The sequence below is a fragment of the Streptomyces sp. NPDC050704 genome, from assembly GCF_040654355.1.
GTDB lineage: Bacteria > Actinomycetota > Actinomycetes > Streptomycetales > Streptomycetaceae > Streptomyces.
The window spans coordinates 14824-30355 of record NZ_JBFAHW010000124.1 but is presented as its reverse complement, the minus strand read 5'-3'; the positions used below and the strand labels follow the sequence as shown (position 1 = coordinate 30355).

Genomic DNA, 15532 nt, shown 5'->3' with positions numbered 1-15532 from the left:
CGCGCCCGCGCTCCGGCCCCCCCGGCGGGGGGGGGGGGGGGGGGGGGGGGGGGCCCCCCCCCCCCCCCGGGATGGGACGGGTAGGGGCGGCGGGGGCGAAGAAACGCTCAGGCCCAAGCCCCCCGCGCGACCTCCATCACGGCAGCCACATCCTGATCCAGCCACTCCACGTCCCACAGCTCGTCCGGGCTCAGCCAGCGGAGCTCGTCGTGGTCCTGGAGCAACTTGGGGGCAGGCGAGTCGGGGAGCAGTCGGGCAGTCCAGACACAGAGGACGTACGGCGGCTTCAGCGCCCACTCCCCCGGCACCCGAGCGACCGGCACCGTCTCGACCCCGAGCTCTTCACGAAGCTCACGCACGAGCGCCCGCTCCGGAGTCTCCCCGGGCTCGACCTTGCCGCCGGGCAACTCCCACCGCCCGGCCAACTCGGCAGGCGCACTGCGGCGCGCGGCGAGCAGACGCCCGTCACTCAGCACGGCGCCCCCGACCACCACGATCCGTTCCGTCATGCGCCGGAGCCTACGGGAGCCGCCCGGACGTGATCCCAGCGGTCACTCGGCCACATTCACGGCGCCGACGACGACGATGGCGGTGACAATCGCGCGGCGCTGGCGCTGAGGCCGGCGGCCACGCTGACGCAGCTACCTGACGCCGTTCTGCCCGCCCTGAGCACTCTGGCCGTTCTGCCCGCCCTGGCCACTCTGACCGCCCTGGCCGTTCTGCCCGAGCCGCTCCACCCAGTAGAGCTGCTGGTGACCTCGGTCGTCGAGGCTGTCCGCGATCTTCTGAGCCTCGGCCCTCGTCGCGTACCTGCCGATCCGGTAGCGATTGCCGTTGTCGTCCTGTCGTATGACGAGCCAGGGAAGAGTGATCGTGCCGTCGTTCATCGCGCCCCTCCACTCCCTGCCCCCGGCTCGCGCCTCGCCCCGTCACATAAGGAAACCGCAATCCGCATATGCCCGAGCCTACGCCTAACCTTTACGCAGCGAATACGGCTTTTCACAAAGAGGTACACGAGAGGTGTGGGAGAGGTACGCAACCGGCCAGGACAGAGGGGGCGCATTCGCACGGATCCGCTCCCCCATACCCCCGCGGCGTCCCGCCGGCAGCGCGGAGACCGGGCCGGGGGCCCACCGCGAAAAGGCCAGATTCCACCGGCACGCGCCAAGGGCCGCAAGCAGACCCGTACCGGCGAGCGCCTACTTCACCGGCAGGTGGTAGGCGATCCGGTACCGGTCCGCCGGCACCACGACGTCCGCCGTCTCCACGGGCCGGCCCGACGCGTAGTACGTCCGCTGGACGACGAGCACGACATGCCCCGGGACACCCCCCAGCGCCGACAGCTCCTCGGCGAGGCCGGGCCGGGCGCCCACCTCCTCCGTGACGTTGTCCACGATCACGTCGATGGCCGCCATGCGCTCGACCACGCCCATGCCGCCGAGCGGGCCCTCCTCGGGGAGCATCACCGGTGTGCGGCCCGTGACGGCGAGAGGTTCCCAGGAGGTGGAGAGCATCATCGCCTCGCCCGAGTCCCGGAAGACGTACTTCGTGCACATCACGCGGTCACCTGCGGCGATACCGAGCCGCTCGGCGATCGCGCCGCTCGCCTCGGCCTGCGCGCTGTGCGACTCCCACGTACCCCGCACGGAGACGTCCGCCTGCTCCTGGCGGAACGGCGTCGCGCCGCTGTCCGGCCGGTACCCGGAGCGCGCGATGCGGCGCTGCACGGGCAGCTCGCGGACGTACGTCCCGGACCCGGAGCGGCCCTCGACCAGCCCCTCGGCCATCAGGACCTTGCGGGCCTCCAGGGCGACCGTGTCCGAGACCCCGTACTCCTCGCGGATTCTGGCCTGGGACGGGAGCCGTGTGTGCGGTGGCAGCGATCCGTCGACGATCTTCTTGCGAAGATCACCTGCGACGCGCAGATACGCCGGCTGCTCACCGAATGTCACTGGCCACTCCCGTCAGGTTGTACAGACAGCTACAGGGTGGCAACCGTGGGTTGTGCCAGGCAAGCAAAGGCCAGAGAATCACTCGATGTGATGACTTATGGCCGCTGAGGGGTTCACCCTGGCCATACCCAGGCACTTCCTCCCCACCGTGGCCGCCGTCACACCGCCGTGCCGCCGCCTCCTGTGCCGCCTTCCGTCCCGCCGCCCTCCGTACCGTCCTCCTCGTACGACTCCGGCGGCGTCGTCGCGAGGCCCAGAGCCTTGCGGGCGGTGACCGACTTCTTGGCGTCGGAGTGCTCCAGGCCCTTGCCGTAGTGGTCGTAGAAGACGTCCGCGTCGGAGGCCTTCGCGGCCTTCGCCCACTCCTTCCGCGCCTCTTCGAGATCCTTCACCAGGGCGGTGACGGGCTTCTCGGCCTTGGCGGACCAGTCGTGCGCGCGCAGCATCTCCGTCTGCTGGGTGAGCGCCGTGGAGACCCGGCCCGCCCACTCCTTGTGCCCGGCCAGGTCGTCCTCGACGTACACCTCATCGGGCGCCGAATCCATGGCCTCGTTGAGGATTCGCGCCGCCTGCAGATACGTCAGCTGGTCCGCGGTGAGCATCGAGTCGTCCAGGCGCAACGAGCCCGTCAGGCTGCCCTTCTCGTCCACGTTGCCGAACAGGCAGCTGATCTCACGATCGCCGACGCTCCAGCTCTCCCGCGTCGGCGTGTAGTAGTAGATGTCCACGTTGTCCGGGATGGCCCAGGAGTCCATCGCGTAGCCGGACTGGAGCGGATAGCACCTGTCGTCGGCGGCTTCGACGATCGCGTCGTCACCGGGATAACCGCCGTCCGCCATCTTCACGTTCGCGAAGACCTCGCCGTCGTGCTTGCCCTCGCACGGCACCTTCTCGACGTCGTACGTCAGGCCCTCCATCGAGACTCCGGGCGCATTGAAGCAGTCGCCCCTCTCCACAGAGAAGGTGGCGCCGCTCTCCGCCGCGTCGCGCGCCCCCTCCTTGAAGCCGTCCCAGACGTCGGCCGGGGCGCCGGTGACAAGCGCGAGCACGAGGACCGCGGTGCCGGTTCCGGACAGGATCATCCCGGCGACCGCCATGCCCTTGCCGCTCTCGCCCCTCTTCTTGATCTGCGCCAGCGCGACGAGCCCGAGGACCAGCCCGACCAGCGGGAGGAAGCAGAGGAAGCCGAGCACGAGCGCGGTGATCGCGAAGCCGTTGACGGGCGACGGGTGGTTGTACGGGGAGTAGCCCTGCCCCCAGGGCTGATAGCCGTACGGACCCGGCCCGGGCCCCGGATACGGTCCCGGGCCTTGCCCCGCTCCCCCCGGATACGGTCCCGGACCCTGCCCCGCTCCCCCCGGGTATGCGCCGTACGGCCCCTGCGGCTGACCCGGCGGCGGGTACTGCCCCTGCTGCGGGGGCTGCCCCTGGGGCTGCTGGGGCCCAGGGGGCGGAGGGTTCTCCACTGGTGACCGCGCTCCTCGTCCGAGTGACGCCAGAACTGACGTACGACAGGGCGCATGGTAAGCGCGGGACGCACGGGGGCGGAACACGGGGGACGAGTCCGGCGAATCCGGGCGCGGTGACCGCGACGGCCAGCGCGCTCGCGGCTCGCCCTCGCGACGGGCCGACCGGGTCTACGCCCAGGTGCCACGCCGCGAGGACGAGCGGTACTGCGGTACTACTGAGCTACCTGCCGGCGATCGGAAACGTCGGTCAGAACTGCAGCCCCCACGAGTTGATGTACCCGGTGTCGGCCGCCGCGTTGTCGCTCACGCGCAGGGTCCACGTCCCGTTCGCGACCTCGGCCGAGGCGTTGACGGTGTACGTGGTGTTGATGTTGTCCGTCGAACCGCCCGTGCCGTATGCCTTCAGCGTGTAGGCCGTTCCGTCGGGCGCGATCAGCTGGATCTGAAGGTCGCCGATGTAGGTGTGGACGATGTTCACCGGCACGCTCAGGGCCGAGGGTGCGTTGCCCGTCACGCCGGTCACGGTCACCGGGGAGTTCGCCGTGGAGTTGTCGGCGATCGACTGGTCCGCGGTGTTCTCGAAGAGCGAGCCGGTGGGCGGCGGGGTCGTGCCGCCACCGCCGACCTTCAGCAGGCGGTTGGGCGAACCGGTGCCCGGGCTGGTGACGACTCCGGTGGTGGCCGAGTTGACCAGCGCGGTCTGGACGGCGGCCGGGGTCGCGGTGGGGTTGTCCGCCAGGTACAGCGCGGCGGCTCCGGCGACGTGCGGGGTCGCCATCGACGTACCGGAGATGGTGTTGGTCGCGCTGTCGCCCGTACCCCAGGCGGAGGTGATGGAGGAGCCGGGGGCGAAGAGGTCCAGGACCGTGCCGAAGTTCGAGTAGCTGGCCTTGGCGTCGGTGCTGGTGGTGGCGCCGACGGTGATGGCCTCGGTGACGCGGGCGGGCGAGCGGGTGCTGGCGTTGGTGGTCTCGTTGCCCGCCGCGACGGCGTAGGTGACGCCGGAGGCTATGGAGTTGCGTACGGCGGTGTCGATCGCGGTGTCGACGGTGCCGCCGAGGCTCATGTTGGCGACGGCCGGCTTGACGGCGTTCGTCGTCACCCAGTCGATGCCCGCGACGACCTGGGCGGTGGTGCCCTGGCCTGAGTTGTTCAGCACGCGGACGCCGACGATCTTCGCCTTCTTGGCGACCCCGTACGCCGTGCCGCCGACCGTGCCGGCCACATGCGTGCCGTGGCCGTGGCCGTCCTGGGCGGTGTTGTCGTTGTCGACGGCGTCGTAGCCGTAGGAGGCGCGGCCGCCGAAGTCGGTGTGGGTGATGCGGACACCGGTGTCGATGACGTAGGCGGTGACGCCCTCGCCTGCGGTGTCGTCGTAGGTGTAGCTCTGGTTCAGCGGGAGGGCCGCCTGGTCGATGCGGTCCAGGCCCCAGGAGGGCGGGCTGGGCTGGGTCGCGGCGATCGTGAACGTGCGGTTCTGGACGACGGAGGTGACGGCCGGGTCGGCGGCGAACCTCCTCGCCTCGGCCGCGGTGGCCTCTACGGCATAGCCGTTCAGCGCCTTCTTGTACGTACGCTCGATCGTGGCGCCGTACTCCTTCGCGAGGGCTCTGCCCTCCGCCGAGCCGGCCTTCGCGGCGGCCGCGTCGAGGGTCACGATGTAGCTGTCCGCGATCGCGTTGGGCGCGCCCGCGTAACGGACAGGGCCTTCGGCGTCCGAAGCGGCGTTCGCGGTCGCGGGGAAGGCGGAGACGAGGCCGGCGACCAGGGCTGCCGTGCCGATACCGGCGAGTCTTCGCCGGGCATGACGCATCACTGCCATCTGAGGGATCCTCCTCAATCGGTGGTGCGTTGGTGGGGGGTGGTGCGGAGAGCACTGCGCACAGAAAAACGTCAGGGTCATGCCAAGTCGTGCGGCGGCCCTGTGCGTCAGCCGAAAGATTGAGGCTTCCACAGGAATTGCACAAGAGGCCTGCACGGACGTAACGCAGGTGCCATATGCCAGTCATGACACACCGTCACCAATAGGTGCATCTAACCTGCCGACATGACTCCCTTGCCGGACTGTTTCTGCCCGATGGACGGCACCCGCGTGCCCATGGACTCGCTCGCCTGGTGCTGCCCGGTCTGCCGCGGACCGCTCGACCTCGACTTCGCGCCCACCCCGGCGACCCTCAAGTCCCTGGCCGGGCGGGTGAATTCGCTGTGGCGGTACGCCGAGTGTCTGCCCCTGACCGCTCCCACGGTGTCGCTCGGCGAGGGCCGGACGCCGCTGGTCCCGCTCAAGGAGGGTGTTTCGGCCAAGCTGGACTTCCTGCTGCCGACGCTCTCCTTCAAGGACCGCGGGGCGGTGCTGCTGGCCGAGCTGGCGCTGCGGCTGCGGCCCCGGCGGGTCGTCGCGGACAGCAGCGGCAACGCGGGCACGGCGATCTCCGCGTACTGCGCACGGGCCCAACTGCCGTGCACCGTATACGTCCCTGACGGCACGTCCGCCAAGAAGCTGGAGCAGATCGGGGCGCACGGGGCCCGGCTCGAAGTGGTCCCCGGCGACCGGGAGGCGGCCGCGCGGGCGGCCCGGGAGGCCGCGGACGAGGAGGACACCTTCTACGCCTCGCACGTCTTCAACCCGTACTTCCTGCACGGCACGAAGACCTACGTCCACGAGCTGTGGGAGGACCTCGGCGGGCGGCTCCCCGAGGTCCTCGTGGTCCCCGTCGGCAACGGGACGCTGCTGCTCGGCGCGGCCCTCGCGGTGGCCGAACTGCACGGGGCCGGGCTGATCGACCGGCGGCCCGCGCTGTACGCCGTCCAGTCCGCCGCCGTGGCACCGCTCGCCCACGCCTGGACCGAGGGCGCGGACGACCTGGTCGGGGCCACCCCGCCGGCCCCCACGTTCGCGGAGGGCATCGCGATCACGCGACCGCCCCGGGCCCGCCAGATCCTGCGCGCGGTACGCGAGTCCGGGGGCGCCTTCTTCACGGTGACGGAGGACCAGATCCGGCATGCGCAGACGGACTTGGCGTCGAGGGGCCTGTACGTCGAGTCGACGGGGGTGGCGTGCTGGGCGGCTGTACGGGAGGGGGTACTGGGGGCGCGTACGGCGGTGGTGCCGTTGTGCGGTGCGGGCCTGAAGACGGGCTTGGCACACCCCTGAAAATGAGGCTCGGCAAAAACGCGCCCCGTAAGGGGCGCGGGGAACTGCGCGACCAGCCCCCACCCACCCGCACATCCCACGCACCCCCTCCCCCGCACAACAACCCCGCGAACGCAATCACCGACGCCCACCAAGTAGGGAGTGAGACCGCCAACCAACGGTCCGGAGACGGAGACCCCGTGACCACAGACCTGGACGACGAGGAACTGCTGACCCGCGCCGCACGGCACCCCGCAGCCTTCGAACCCCTGGTGGCCCGCCACTCAACAGCCCTGCACAACTACTTCGCCCGCCGAGCACCCGCCGTCGCGGACGACCTGCTCGCCGAACTGTGGCTCCAGGCCTACGCCACCCGCCGCGGCTTCGACCCCGGCAGGGGCCCGGCCCGGGCCTGGCTGTTCGGCGTGGCCAGAAACGTACTGTCCGCGCACTGGCGACGCACCGCGAAGGCACGCCCCGACCTGCCCGGAACCGCGCGCCACGACGACCCGTGGGAGGCGGTGGACGACCGCCTCGACGCGGCGGCGGTCGGCCCCCGGCTGCGCGACCAGCTTGCCCGGCTGCCTTCCGAGGAGCGGGAGTTGCTCCTCCTGGTCGCCTGGGAGCAGCTGACGCCCACGGAGGCCGCCGCGGTGGTCGGCATACCCGCGGGGACGGCCCGTTCCCGGCTCCACCGGGCCCGTAACCGCATGCGCGCGGGTGCCGCACCCCTCAAGCTGACCGGAGACCTGGCATGAGCGAACGCGACGACATTCTGGACTTTCCCGGGGCGGACGAGCTGCTCCTGGCGGGGGTCGTGACACCGCCGTCCACGGAGAAGCTGACGGCTGTACGGACGCTGCTGGCGCAGGTCGCCGAGCGCGACGCCTGGATTCTGGGCGCCGCGACCGCACCAGGCGCCCTGGACACCCCGGATATCCCGGATACCCCGGATGTCCTGGCGAACGAGGCGGAGGTGGTACCACCCGACGAGCCGGTGGTCGTCCTCGCCGCCGCGGAGCCCGGAGAGCCGGGCGCCCTCCCCCGGCGGTCGCGCGTCACGCGCCGCCGTCGGGTCCTGATCGCCGCCGCCGCGGTGGCCGCGATCGCCGCCGGTGCCGTCGCCTATCCGGCACTGGACGTGGGCGGAGAGCCCGCGTCGACGACTTCGGCAGCCTCGGCGTTCCTGAACGACATGGCGGAGATCTCGGAACAGGCCCCGGCGACGCACGGGAAGTACTGGAGGGTCCGGGCCGAGACGGTGAAGGGGGGCAAGAAGGTGACGGAGACCTGGTACGCGGACCGTGCGGGCCGCACCTGGCGGGTGGCCGCGGACGGCAAGGCGTACGTGTGGGCCGAGAACCATGCCAGGTGGCGGGTGGACGGCCGGCACCTGACATGGCCGGAACTCGACAGGCTGCCCACCGACCCGGACGCACTGGCGGCCCGTTTCTCGAAGGACCCCGCGACGCGGTTCTACGAGGTCGCGTATCTGCTGGAGTCGTCGCCCGCGAGCCCCGCGCTGCGCTCCGCGCTCTTCCGGGTCGTCGCGGAGATGCCGGGGGTGACGCTGACCGCCGGGGTCGAGGACGACAGGGGCCGCCCTGGCACGGCGATCACGAAAACGCTCATGGGCCGCTCCCTGTCCCTGTCCACCGATGGGGGCGAGTGGACTCCCTTCCCGTACAAGGTCCGCTGCGTCATCGACCCGGAGACCGGTCAGATGCTGGAGTCGAGCGGCACGCCCGCGGGGGAGAATCACATCACATGGCTGGAGGCGGGCCCGGCCGACCGTCTCGGCTGACCCGGTTCGGCCGGCCCGGTTCGGCCGGCCCGGTTCGGCCGGCCCGGTTCGTCAGCCGTTCCGGGCAGCGGTCGCCAGTCTTTGCTGTTCCTCCTCCACGATGCGGCGGGCGAGCGTGCCGTCCGACACGTCGACGGCGTCCGGGGTCGCCTCGGCGACGTCGCTGCGGCGGGCGTACGCGTCGAAGAGGCGGTCCTTGCTCTCCAGGATGCGCAGCAGCCGGTCGTCCACGCTGTCCGTGGCGAGGAGGCGGTGCACCTGGACGGGGCGGACCTGGCCCATGCGGTGGGCGCGGGCGACGGCCTGGTGCTCCAGGGTGGGTTTGACCTGCGGTTCGCAGAGGATCACCACGGAAGCGGCCTGGAGGTTGAGGCCGATGCCGCCGGCCTCGATCTGGCAGAGCAGCACGGCGTGCCCGGAGGCGTCCGTGAACTCGTCGACCAGCTGCTGCCGGCGGGTCGCCGGGACACCGCCGGCCAACGGCCCCGACACGGCGTCTCCCAGAGCCTCCTGGACGGTGGCGAGGACGTCCCGGAAGTAGGAGAAGACGACCACCTTCAGGTCGTTGGCGGCGGCCTCCGCGACCAGTTCGCGCAGCCTCTGGAGCTTCGCCGACTTCTCGGCGTGTGTGTACGCGGCTCTGCGCATCGCCATGAAGTTCCCGGCGGCGACCGCCTCGCGGTACGCGTCCTGGTCGGTGGCGCTGAGCTCCTCCCACTCGTCGACCTGGAGCAGCGCGGGGAGTTCGGTGAGCACGTCCCGCTGGTTGCGCCGCAGGTAGGCCGGGGCGACGGACCTGCGGAACGTGTGCGGGCCCGCGACGGCGTCGCTGCCCTGGATCCGGGGCACCAGATCCGGCTGGAGGTAGCGGACGAGGGCGCGGAACTCCTCGACGCGGTTCTCCATCGGCGTACCCGTGAGGAACAGGACGCGCTCGCACCGGCCGGTCCACTCCGCTACGGCGCGGGAGCGGCGGGCGTCGGGGTTCTTGACGTAGTGGGCCTCGTCGACGACGAGCGCGGCCGGGGCGGGTGAGGTCTTCTTCGGCCCGGGCAGGCTGTGCAGCACGTCGAAGGTGGTGACCGCGACTCCGCCGCGCTCGCGCCACTCGGCGTACGCGTCCTGCCGGTCGGGACCGTGCACGGGCACCGCGCGCAGCGTGCTGCGGGAGCGGATCTCGCGCGTCCAGTTGATCAGTACGCTCGCCGGGCACACCACCAGGAAGTGGCGGTGCCCGTCGGCCGCGAGGTGCGCGAGCACGGCGATGGCCTGGATGGTCTTGCCGAGCCCCATCTCGTCGCCGAGGACCACCCGGCGCTGGGCGAGCGCGAACCGCGCGCCGAAGGACTGGTAGCCGCGCAGCGAGACCCGGCGGTGGGTGTCGTCGAGCCCCTGCGCGTGCACGCGGTCCGCGACGTCCGCCGGCAGGAAGCCCTCGGCCGCCTCGACGTCGGGCGCGCTGCCGGCGATCTCGACGAGCTGGCTGTAGTACTCCGCGGAACGCAGTTCGAAGTCGACCCATGCCTCGGCGTCCGAGGCGGACTCGCGCAGCAGGTCGGTGGAGGCCTGCATGAGCAGCAGGTGCAGCTCCTTGGCGACGGCGTCCGCCGTGAGCGCGCGGAGTTCCGCGACGGCGGCCAGCGCGGTCTCCCGGCGGTTCCTGCCGGTGAGCGCCATCCGCAGCCGGCCGGTGGCCGGACGGGCCACCGGGAGCAGCGCCTCGATCCGCCGGCCGAGTTCCCGCGCGGCGTCCACGGCGCGGCGCAGCTCGGGTCCCGCCTCGACGAGCCGGCGCAGCGCGATGACGAGGGCGGTGGTCCGGGGCTCCGGGTGGTCGACGTCGATCCGTACGGACACGGTCGTCTCGACCGCGCGGGCGATCTGCCGGGCCGCGGCGAGTGCCTGGTCGGCGGTCTGCGCCCCGACGCCCGGGATCTGCCGCAACTCGTACCGGCTCGCCTCGAAGACGGCCCGTACCGACCCGAGCCCCGCCGTCTCCAGGGCCCCGAGCCGCAGCCGCCCCTCGGTGACGTCCTTCAGCCGGGAGACGGGAATGCCCGCCAGCTCCTGGACGACCAGCTCGGCGTGGATCGGCACGAGCGCCGTACGCACCTCGGCGACTGCCCGGGCGTGGTCGTCGAGGACGCCCCGCGCGAGCCCGTGCAGGCGCTCGGCCCGTGCGACCACCGCACGGGCCTTGCGCCCCACCGCCACGGGGCTGCCGTCGACCCCCTCACGAACCGTCATGCCGCCCCTTGTGTGCCGTACTCCCCGATGACCGTCCATCCTTCCACGGGGGTCTGACAACGGCGGGGCCGACAACGACAGCTCGCCGGTACCGGCTCCTCGGCCTCGGCGGATCAGAGAGGTGCGGCCGCCGACCAGAGTCCGCGTCCGTGGGTGGCCACGAGGAGTCGGCCGCCGTCGGGCGAGACGTCCAGCGAGACGATCCCGGCGTTGGGCAGGGCGCCGTCGAGCCGGTGCCAGGCGTAGGAGCCGGTGGCGTCGGGCGCGGCGGCGAAGACGCCGACGTCCGTGCCGACGACGACCTGGCCGTGCCACAGGGCGAGCGCCCCGGCCGGTGCGTCGGGCAGGTCGCCGGTGCGGTCGGTCCAGGTGGTGCCGCCGTCGGTGCTCTCGAAGACGTGTCCCTCGCCCGCGCCGGAGACGTACGACCGGGTGAACCCGCCGTACGTGGCCCAGACGTGGTCGGGGTCCTTCGGGTCGACGGTGAGCGAGGTGACGTAGCGGTTCGGCAGCGGTGCGCCGAGCCGGTGCCAGGTGCCGCCGGCGTCGGTGTCGATGCCGCTGGCGTACTGGTCGCCGCTCCAGTCCTCCCAGCCCGCGTACGTCACGGCGCCGCCCACGCCGAGGGCGGTGACGGAGTGGTCCTCGCCGGTGTCGTGGACGTTGGTCCAGTCGCAGGAGGCGGCGGTGCAGCGGGTGTCCCAGCCCTTGCCGCCGTTGTCCCACACGAACCGGCCGCCCGCGACCCAGTGGTTCAGGTCGCCGGTGTCGGAGGTGTAGGGGGCGATGAACTCGGGGCCCGGGTCACAGCCCTTGAGGTCGGGGTTCCAGTCGCAGGCGGGCGAGATGTTGGTGAAGGAGGGGGTGGTGCCGTCGGACCGGCCGCCGGTGGTGGTCAGCTGCATGTCCAGGTCGATGTACTCGTTGACGGCCCGGTCGGCGTTCGCCGGGTCGACGAGGACGAAGCCGCCGTCGCCGCCCGAGGGCTGGTAGAGGTCGTGCGCGCCGGGCAGACTCAGCACGTTGCCGTTGTCCTGGGTGCCGCCCCAGGTGGACAGGGCGCCGGTGGCCGGGCCCCTCCCGTAGGCGGCGTCGTAGTACTGGAGGGTGCGCAGGTCCTGGTTGAGGTTGGTCCAGCCCTCGGAGGGCAGTGCGGGGTCCGGGCGCAGGGTCGCTGAGCGCTCGTAGACACCGCCGTCGTTGCCGAAGTAGACGCGGTGGCCAGGGCCGAAGGCGATGGCGTGCTGGTCGGGGTGGGTGGTCATCGGGCAGCCGCCTGAGATCAGGCCCTGGGTGTAGCACTTCAGGTTGTAGTTCCAGTACGGGCCGACCGTCGCCCAGGTCTTCCCGGCGTCCCGGCTCTCGAACACCTCGGAGAAGCCCGCGTACACGTGGTCGGGGTCGGCGGGGTCGACGGCGACGTACTGGTTGTACCAGGCGGCGTCGGTCGGCGCGCTGTTCTGCGCGCCCGACGCCTTCAGGAGGTCCTCGTCGGCGACCGTCGTCCACGGTCCGGCCGCGCTGCCGGTGGCGGACCGGTACACCGCGCCCTCGGCGCTGCCGCCCGAACCGTCGCCGACGACGGCGAACAGCTCACGGCCGTCGGCCGAGTACGACAGGGTCGACCGGCCGGGGATGACGCCCGCCAGGTCGCCGGTCGGGGTGAGCTTGTGCCAGGAGCCGGGTTTCCCGGAGTCGTCGGACTCGTAGACGCCGTTCGCGTCGCCGGCGGCGACGAACTGACGGGCTATCACGGCCACCACCTGCCGCCCGCCGGTTCCGGGGCGTACGGCGACGTCGGTCGCGGCCGAGGACCAGCGGGTGTCCGGGTCGCCGGGGGCGAGGGCGACGCTCCAGTCGGCGTCGGTATCGATGTGGTCGGCCGCTCGGCGCAGGACGCCCAGGTTGGTGGCCGCGTAGGCACTCCCCCGGCCGTCGAAGGTGATCCTGGCGATGACACTGCCGTCGATCCGCCGGCCCACCTGCCGCCAGGTGCGTCCCCGGTCGGTGGAGCGGTAGATGCCGAGGCCGGTGTAGGAGTCACCGGAGTTGCTGGGTTCGCCGGTGCCGATCCACAGGGAGTGGTCGGCGGGGTTCACGGCGAGGGCGCCCATGGCGAGGGTCTGCTGATGGTCGGACAGCGCCCGCCAGTGCCGCCCGTCGTCGTCCGAGCGCCACAGACCGCCGTCGGCGGCGCCCTGGTACACCGTGTGCCCGTCCACGGCGAGGGAGGCGACCCGGCCGCTGTTCAGGCCCCATCCGGAGCCGAAGTTCGACGCGACGGGGTCGGCGTACCCCTTGTCCTCCTGTTGGAGCGGGACGTTCGTGACCTCGGACCACCGGGTCGGCACGGACGGCAACTTCCCTGCTTGGGTACGGGCGTTGGCCAGCGCACCAGGACCGACCTCGCCGGCGGGGGCCGACTTCATCCGGGCCTGCTGGGCGAACGCGGCGGTCGGGTCGTCCCGGTCACCGCCGTCGCCGTCGTCGTCACCGCCGCCGTCGTCGTTCGCGGTCATGGCGCCGGCGCCGGAGTTCGTCGCGGGGGTGACCGGTCCGGGTCTGTTGTGCCGGTGGGGGGAGTTGGCGGACGCCGCGTCGGCGCGGCCGGCCACCAGGAGCAGGGCGCACGCGGCAACGGAGGCCGCCCGAACCCTCAGTGGTGCTCGGTACAGGTTCATACCGCTGATCACACAGCTCGCACTTGAACGTTTGAGTGATCGAGCAGCAATAATCCAGCAAAGCTCATATCCCGCTTCCGCAAAGGGAGTTGGGCCTCGTCCGGTTGACCCGCGCCGGTCACCCGTAACCGGCGACTCGAAGCCGGGTAGCGTCTTTTCACGCAAACGGAAGCTCATGGGCGGCCGACTCGTGACCTTCATGCCGGAGAGTGGGGCGGAGCGCCGACCGAGGGGAGACAGCCAGATGACGAAGCCGGCCACAGGCGACTTCGATGCCACCTCCGGTGGAGGCGGCGGCAGAGTCGGCCGGTACCGGCTGCTCAGAACCCTCGGCGCCGGCGGTATGGGCCGGGTCTGTCTGGCGCGCTCGGAGGGCGGGCGCACGGTCGCGGTCAAGCTCATCAAGCCGGAGCTGGCCGCCGAACCCGAGTTCCGCGAGCGCTTCCGGCTGGAGGTGGCGGCGGCGCGCAGGGTGAGCGACCGCTGGACGGCGCCGGTCCTGGACGCGGACACCGAGGCCGAAACGCCGTGGGTGGCCACCGGCTACATCGCGGGGCCCTCGCTCGAACACATCGTCTCGCCCCGCGGACACGGCCCGCTGCCCGCCCTGTCCGTACGCACCCTCGCCTACGGACTCGCCTGCGCGCTGCTGGACATCCACGGCGCGGGACTGGTCCACCGGGACCTCAAACCCTCCAACATCCTGATCACCATCGACGGCCCCCGGGTCATCGACTTCGGCATCGCGCGGGCGCTGGACGCGGTGCCGGGGTCGACGCTGACCAGCTCGGGCAAGCTGGTCGGCTCGCCCGCCTTCATGTCGCCCGAGCAGCTCAGGGACGAGCCGGTGGGCCCGGCCGCCGATGTCTTCTGCATGGGTGCGGTATTGGCGTACGCGACGACCGGGCAGACGCCGTTCGGCGGTGGCGGTTCCGGCGGCGTGCACGCCGTGATGTTCCGCATCGCGCAGGAGGAGCCGGACCTGACGGGCATCGAGGAGCCGATGCGGGGGCTGATCGCCGACTGCCTCGCCAAGGATCCGGCGGCCAGGCCGACTCCGCAGGAGGTGGTCGCACGGGTCCGGCCGGCGGCGACCGGCATCTCGTCGCCGCCGTGGCTGCCCGCCCGGATCATCGCCGAACTGGGGCGCAGCGCGGTCCAGTTGCTCGACACGGACACACCGCCTTATCCGAGCACACCGGCCGCTTCCGCACCCTCGCCCGCCTCCTCCACGCAGTCGCCCGCGACTCTCCCCGTGACCTGGGAGGAAACCGCCGCCTCGGAGCGATCGGAACGGTCGGAGTGGGGGACGCAGGTCCTGCCGACGCCGGCCGTCCGGCCCGCGGAGCCGCCTCCGTCGCCGCGCCCTCGTCGCACGGGCCGAGGCCGGCGGACCGCGGTCGCGCTGGTGGCCGCCTCCGTGGTGGTGGCGGGAGCCGCGTTCGCCGCGTCGGCCGCCGGCCTGCCGCTGCCCTTCGGCACCTCGGACTCCGGCTCCGGCTCGGATGCCGAGGCCGGCCCGGCATCCGACGTACCCAGGGCGTTCGTGGGCGTCTGGGCGGGCGAGGTCGAGCGGGACGGGAAGCCCACCGGTCAGTACCGCCGGTTCGCCGTCTCGCCGGGGCAGGTGGGCGAGGTCGTCGCCACCAGCATCAGTCTCGGCGCGAACTACGAGTGCAAGAGCGACGGCAAACTCGTCGCCGAGCCGTCCGGCGGCGACGGTACGTCGTCACTGTCGTCACTGCGGCTGGACACCACGGTCGTGAGCAGCGTCCCCGCGGACACCTGCTCGGCCCTCGGCGAGCATGTCCTCTCCCGGACCGCCGGTGGCTCCCTCCGCTGGGAAGCGGCGGGGCGTACCGCCGAACTGCACCGGATCAAGGGCCCGGAGAAGCTCCCCGAAGAGCTGCTCGGCACCTGGCAGCGGCCGCTGGCCGACGGTGGCACGCAGCGGATGACCATCGAGCAGAAGGCGGTGGGCAGCCCGGCCGCCGAGTTGGTCTCCGACGGCAGCAGCGACCACTGCGAGGCCGACATGAACCTGGTCTCCGTAGGGGACGCGAACGGCCCGATCCGCTTCGCCCCGCCCGCCGTCGACCGGCCGAAGTCCTCCGGCCCCTGCCGCTTCGGCGGCTCCTCCACGGTGCACACCGAGGGCGACGCACTCGTACGCGACCTGTCCAACGGCCAGCGGCTCACGTACACGCGGGTGTGAGTAGCGGCCTGGCGCCGAGAACTCCTTCGCC

Annotated in this window: 11 protein-coding genes; 4 read left to right on the top strand and 7 right to left on the bottom strand. The window is 72.0% G+C overall.

Going from position 1 to position 15532, the window contains the following annotated elements:
- Positions 1-107: 107 nt before the first annotated feature.
- From AB0I18_RS43175 to AB0I18_RS43155, 5 genes are all read right to left on the bottom strand, one after another.
- On the bottom strand, positions 108-509 hold the full coding sequence (locus AB0I18_RS43175; RefSeq protein WP_363111259.1) for a (deoxy)nucleoside triphosphate pyrophosphohydrolase: 402 nt from the start codon (positions 507-509) through the stop codon (positions 108-110).
- Positions 510-641: 132 nt separating this feature from the next.
- Complete coding sequence (locus AB0I18_RS43170) at positions 642-887, bottom strand: SPOR domain-containing protein (RefSeq protein ID WP_363111258.1); 246 nt, start codon at positions 885-887, stop codon at positions 642-644.
- 312 nt (positions 888-1199) lie between these two features.
- Positions 1200-1952, bottom strand: a complete 753-nt coding sequence (locus AB0I18_RS43165; RefSeq protein WP_363111257.1) for a GntR family transcriptional regulator — start codon at positions 1950-1952, stop codon at positions 1200-1202.
- A 158-nt stretch (positions 1953-2110) separates the two neighbouring features.
- On the bottom strand, positions 2111-3418 hold the full coding sequence (locus tag AB0I18_RS43160; protein ID WP_363111256.1) for a DUF4190 domain-containing protein: 1308 nt from the start codon (positions 3416-3418) through the stop codon (positions 2111-2113).
- 250 nt (positions 3419-3668) lie between these two features.
- Positions 3669-5243, bottom strand: coding sequence for a S8 family peptidase (locus tag AB0I18_RS43155; protein WP_363111255.1), 1575 nt, complete (start codon positions 5241-5243; stop codon positions 3669-3671).
- A 225-nt stretch (positions 5244-5468) separates the two neighbouring features.
- Between AB0I18_RS43155 and AB0I18_RS43150 the strand changes: the two genes are divergently transcribed.
- The 3 genes from AB0I18_RS43150 to AB0I18_RS43140 all read left to right on the top strand — a co-directional run bounded on the left by AB0I18_RS43150 (position 5469) and on the right by AB0I18_RS43140 (position 8358).
- Positions 5469-6575, top strand: a complete 1107-nt coding sequence (locus tag AB0I18_RS43150; protein ID WP_363111254.1) for a threonine synthase — start codon at positions 5469-5471, stop codon at positions 6573-6575.
- A 179-nt stretch (positions 6576-6754) separates the two neighbouring features.
- Entirely contained in the window at positions 6755-7312 is a 558-nt protein-coding gene (locus AB0I18_RS43145; RefSeq protein ID WP_363111253.1) for an RNA polymerase sigma factor, read from the top strand.
- On the top strand, positions 7309-8358 hold the full coding sequence (locus AB0I18_RS43140) for a CU044_5270 family protein (RefSeq protein ID WP_363111252.1): 1050 nt from the start codon (positions 7309-7311) through the stop codon (positions 8356-8358). The genes AB0I18_RS43145 and AB0I18_RS43140 overlap by 4 nt, the downstream gene beginning before the upstream one ends.
- Before the next feature lie 51 nt (positions 8359-8409).
- Here the strand turns inward: AB0I18_RS43140 and AB0I18_RS43135 are convergent, their stop codons facing one another.
- Together AB0I18_RS43135 and AB0I18_RS43130 are read right to left on the bottom strand one after the other, a co-directional pair.
- Positions 8410-10605: an SNF2-related protein gene (locus tag AB0I18_RS43135; protein ID WP_363111251.1), complete on the bottom strand. Its 2196-nt coding sequence runs from the start codon at positions 10603-10605 to the stop codon at positions 8410-8412.
- A gap of 113 nt (positions 10606-10718) precedes the next feature.
- Positions 10719-13286, bottom strand: coding sequence for a hypothetical protein (locus AB0I18_RS43130; RefSeq protein WP_363111250.1), 2568 nt, complete (start codon positions 13284-13286; stop codon positions 10719-10721).
- Positions 13287-13530: 244 nt separating this feature from the next.
- Between AB0I18_RS43130 and AB0I18_RS43125 the strand changes: the two genes are divergently transcribed.
- Complete coding sequence (locus tag AB0I18_RS43125; RefSeq protein WP_363111249.1) at positions 13531-15501, top strand: serine/threonine-protein kinase; 1971 nt, start codon at positions 13531-13533, stop codon at positions 15499-15501.
- Positions 15502-15532: the final 31 nt, after the last annotated feature.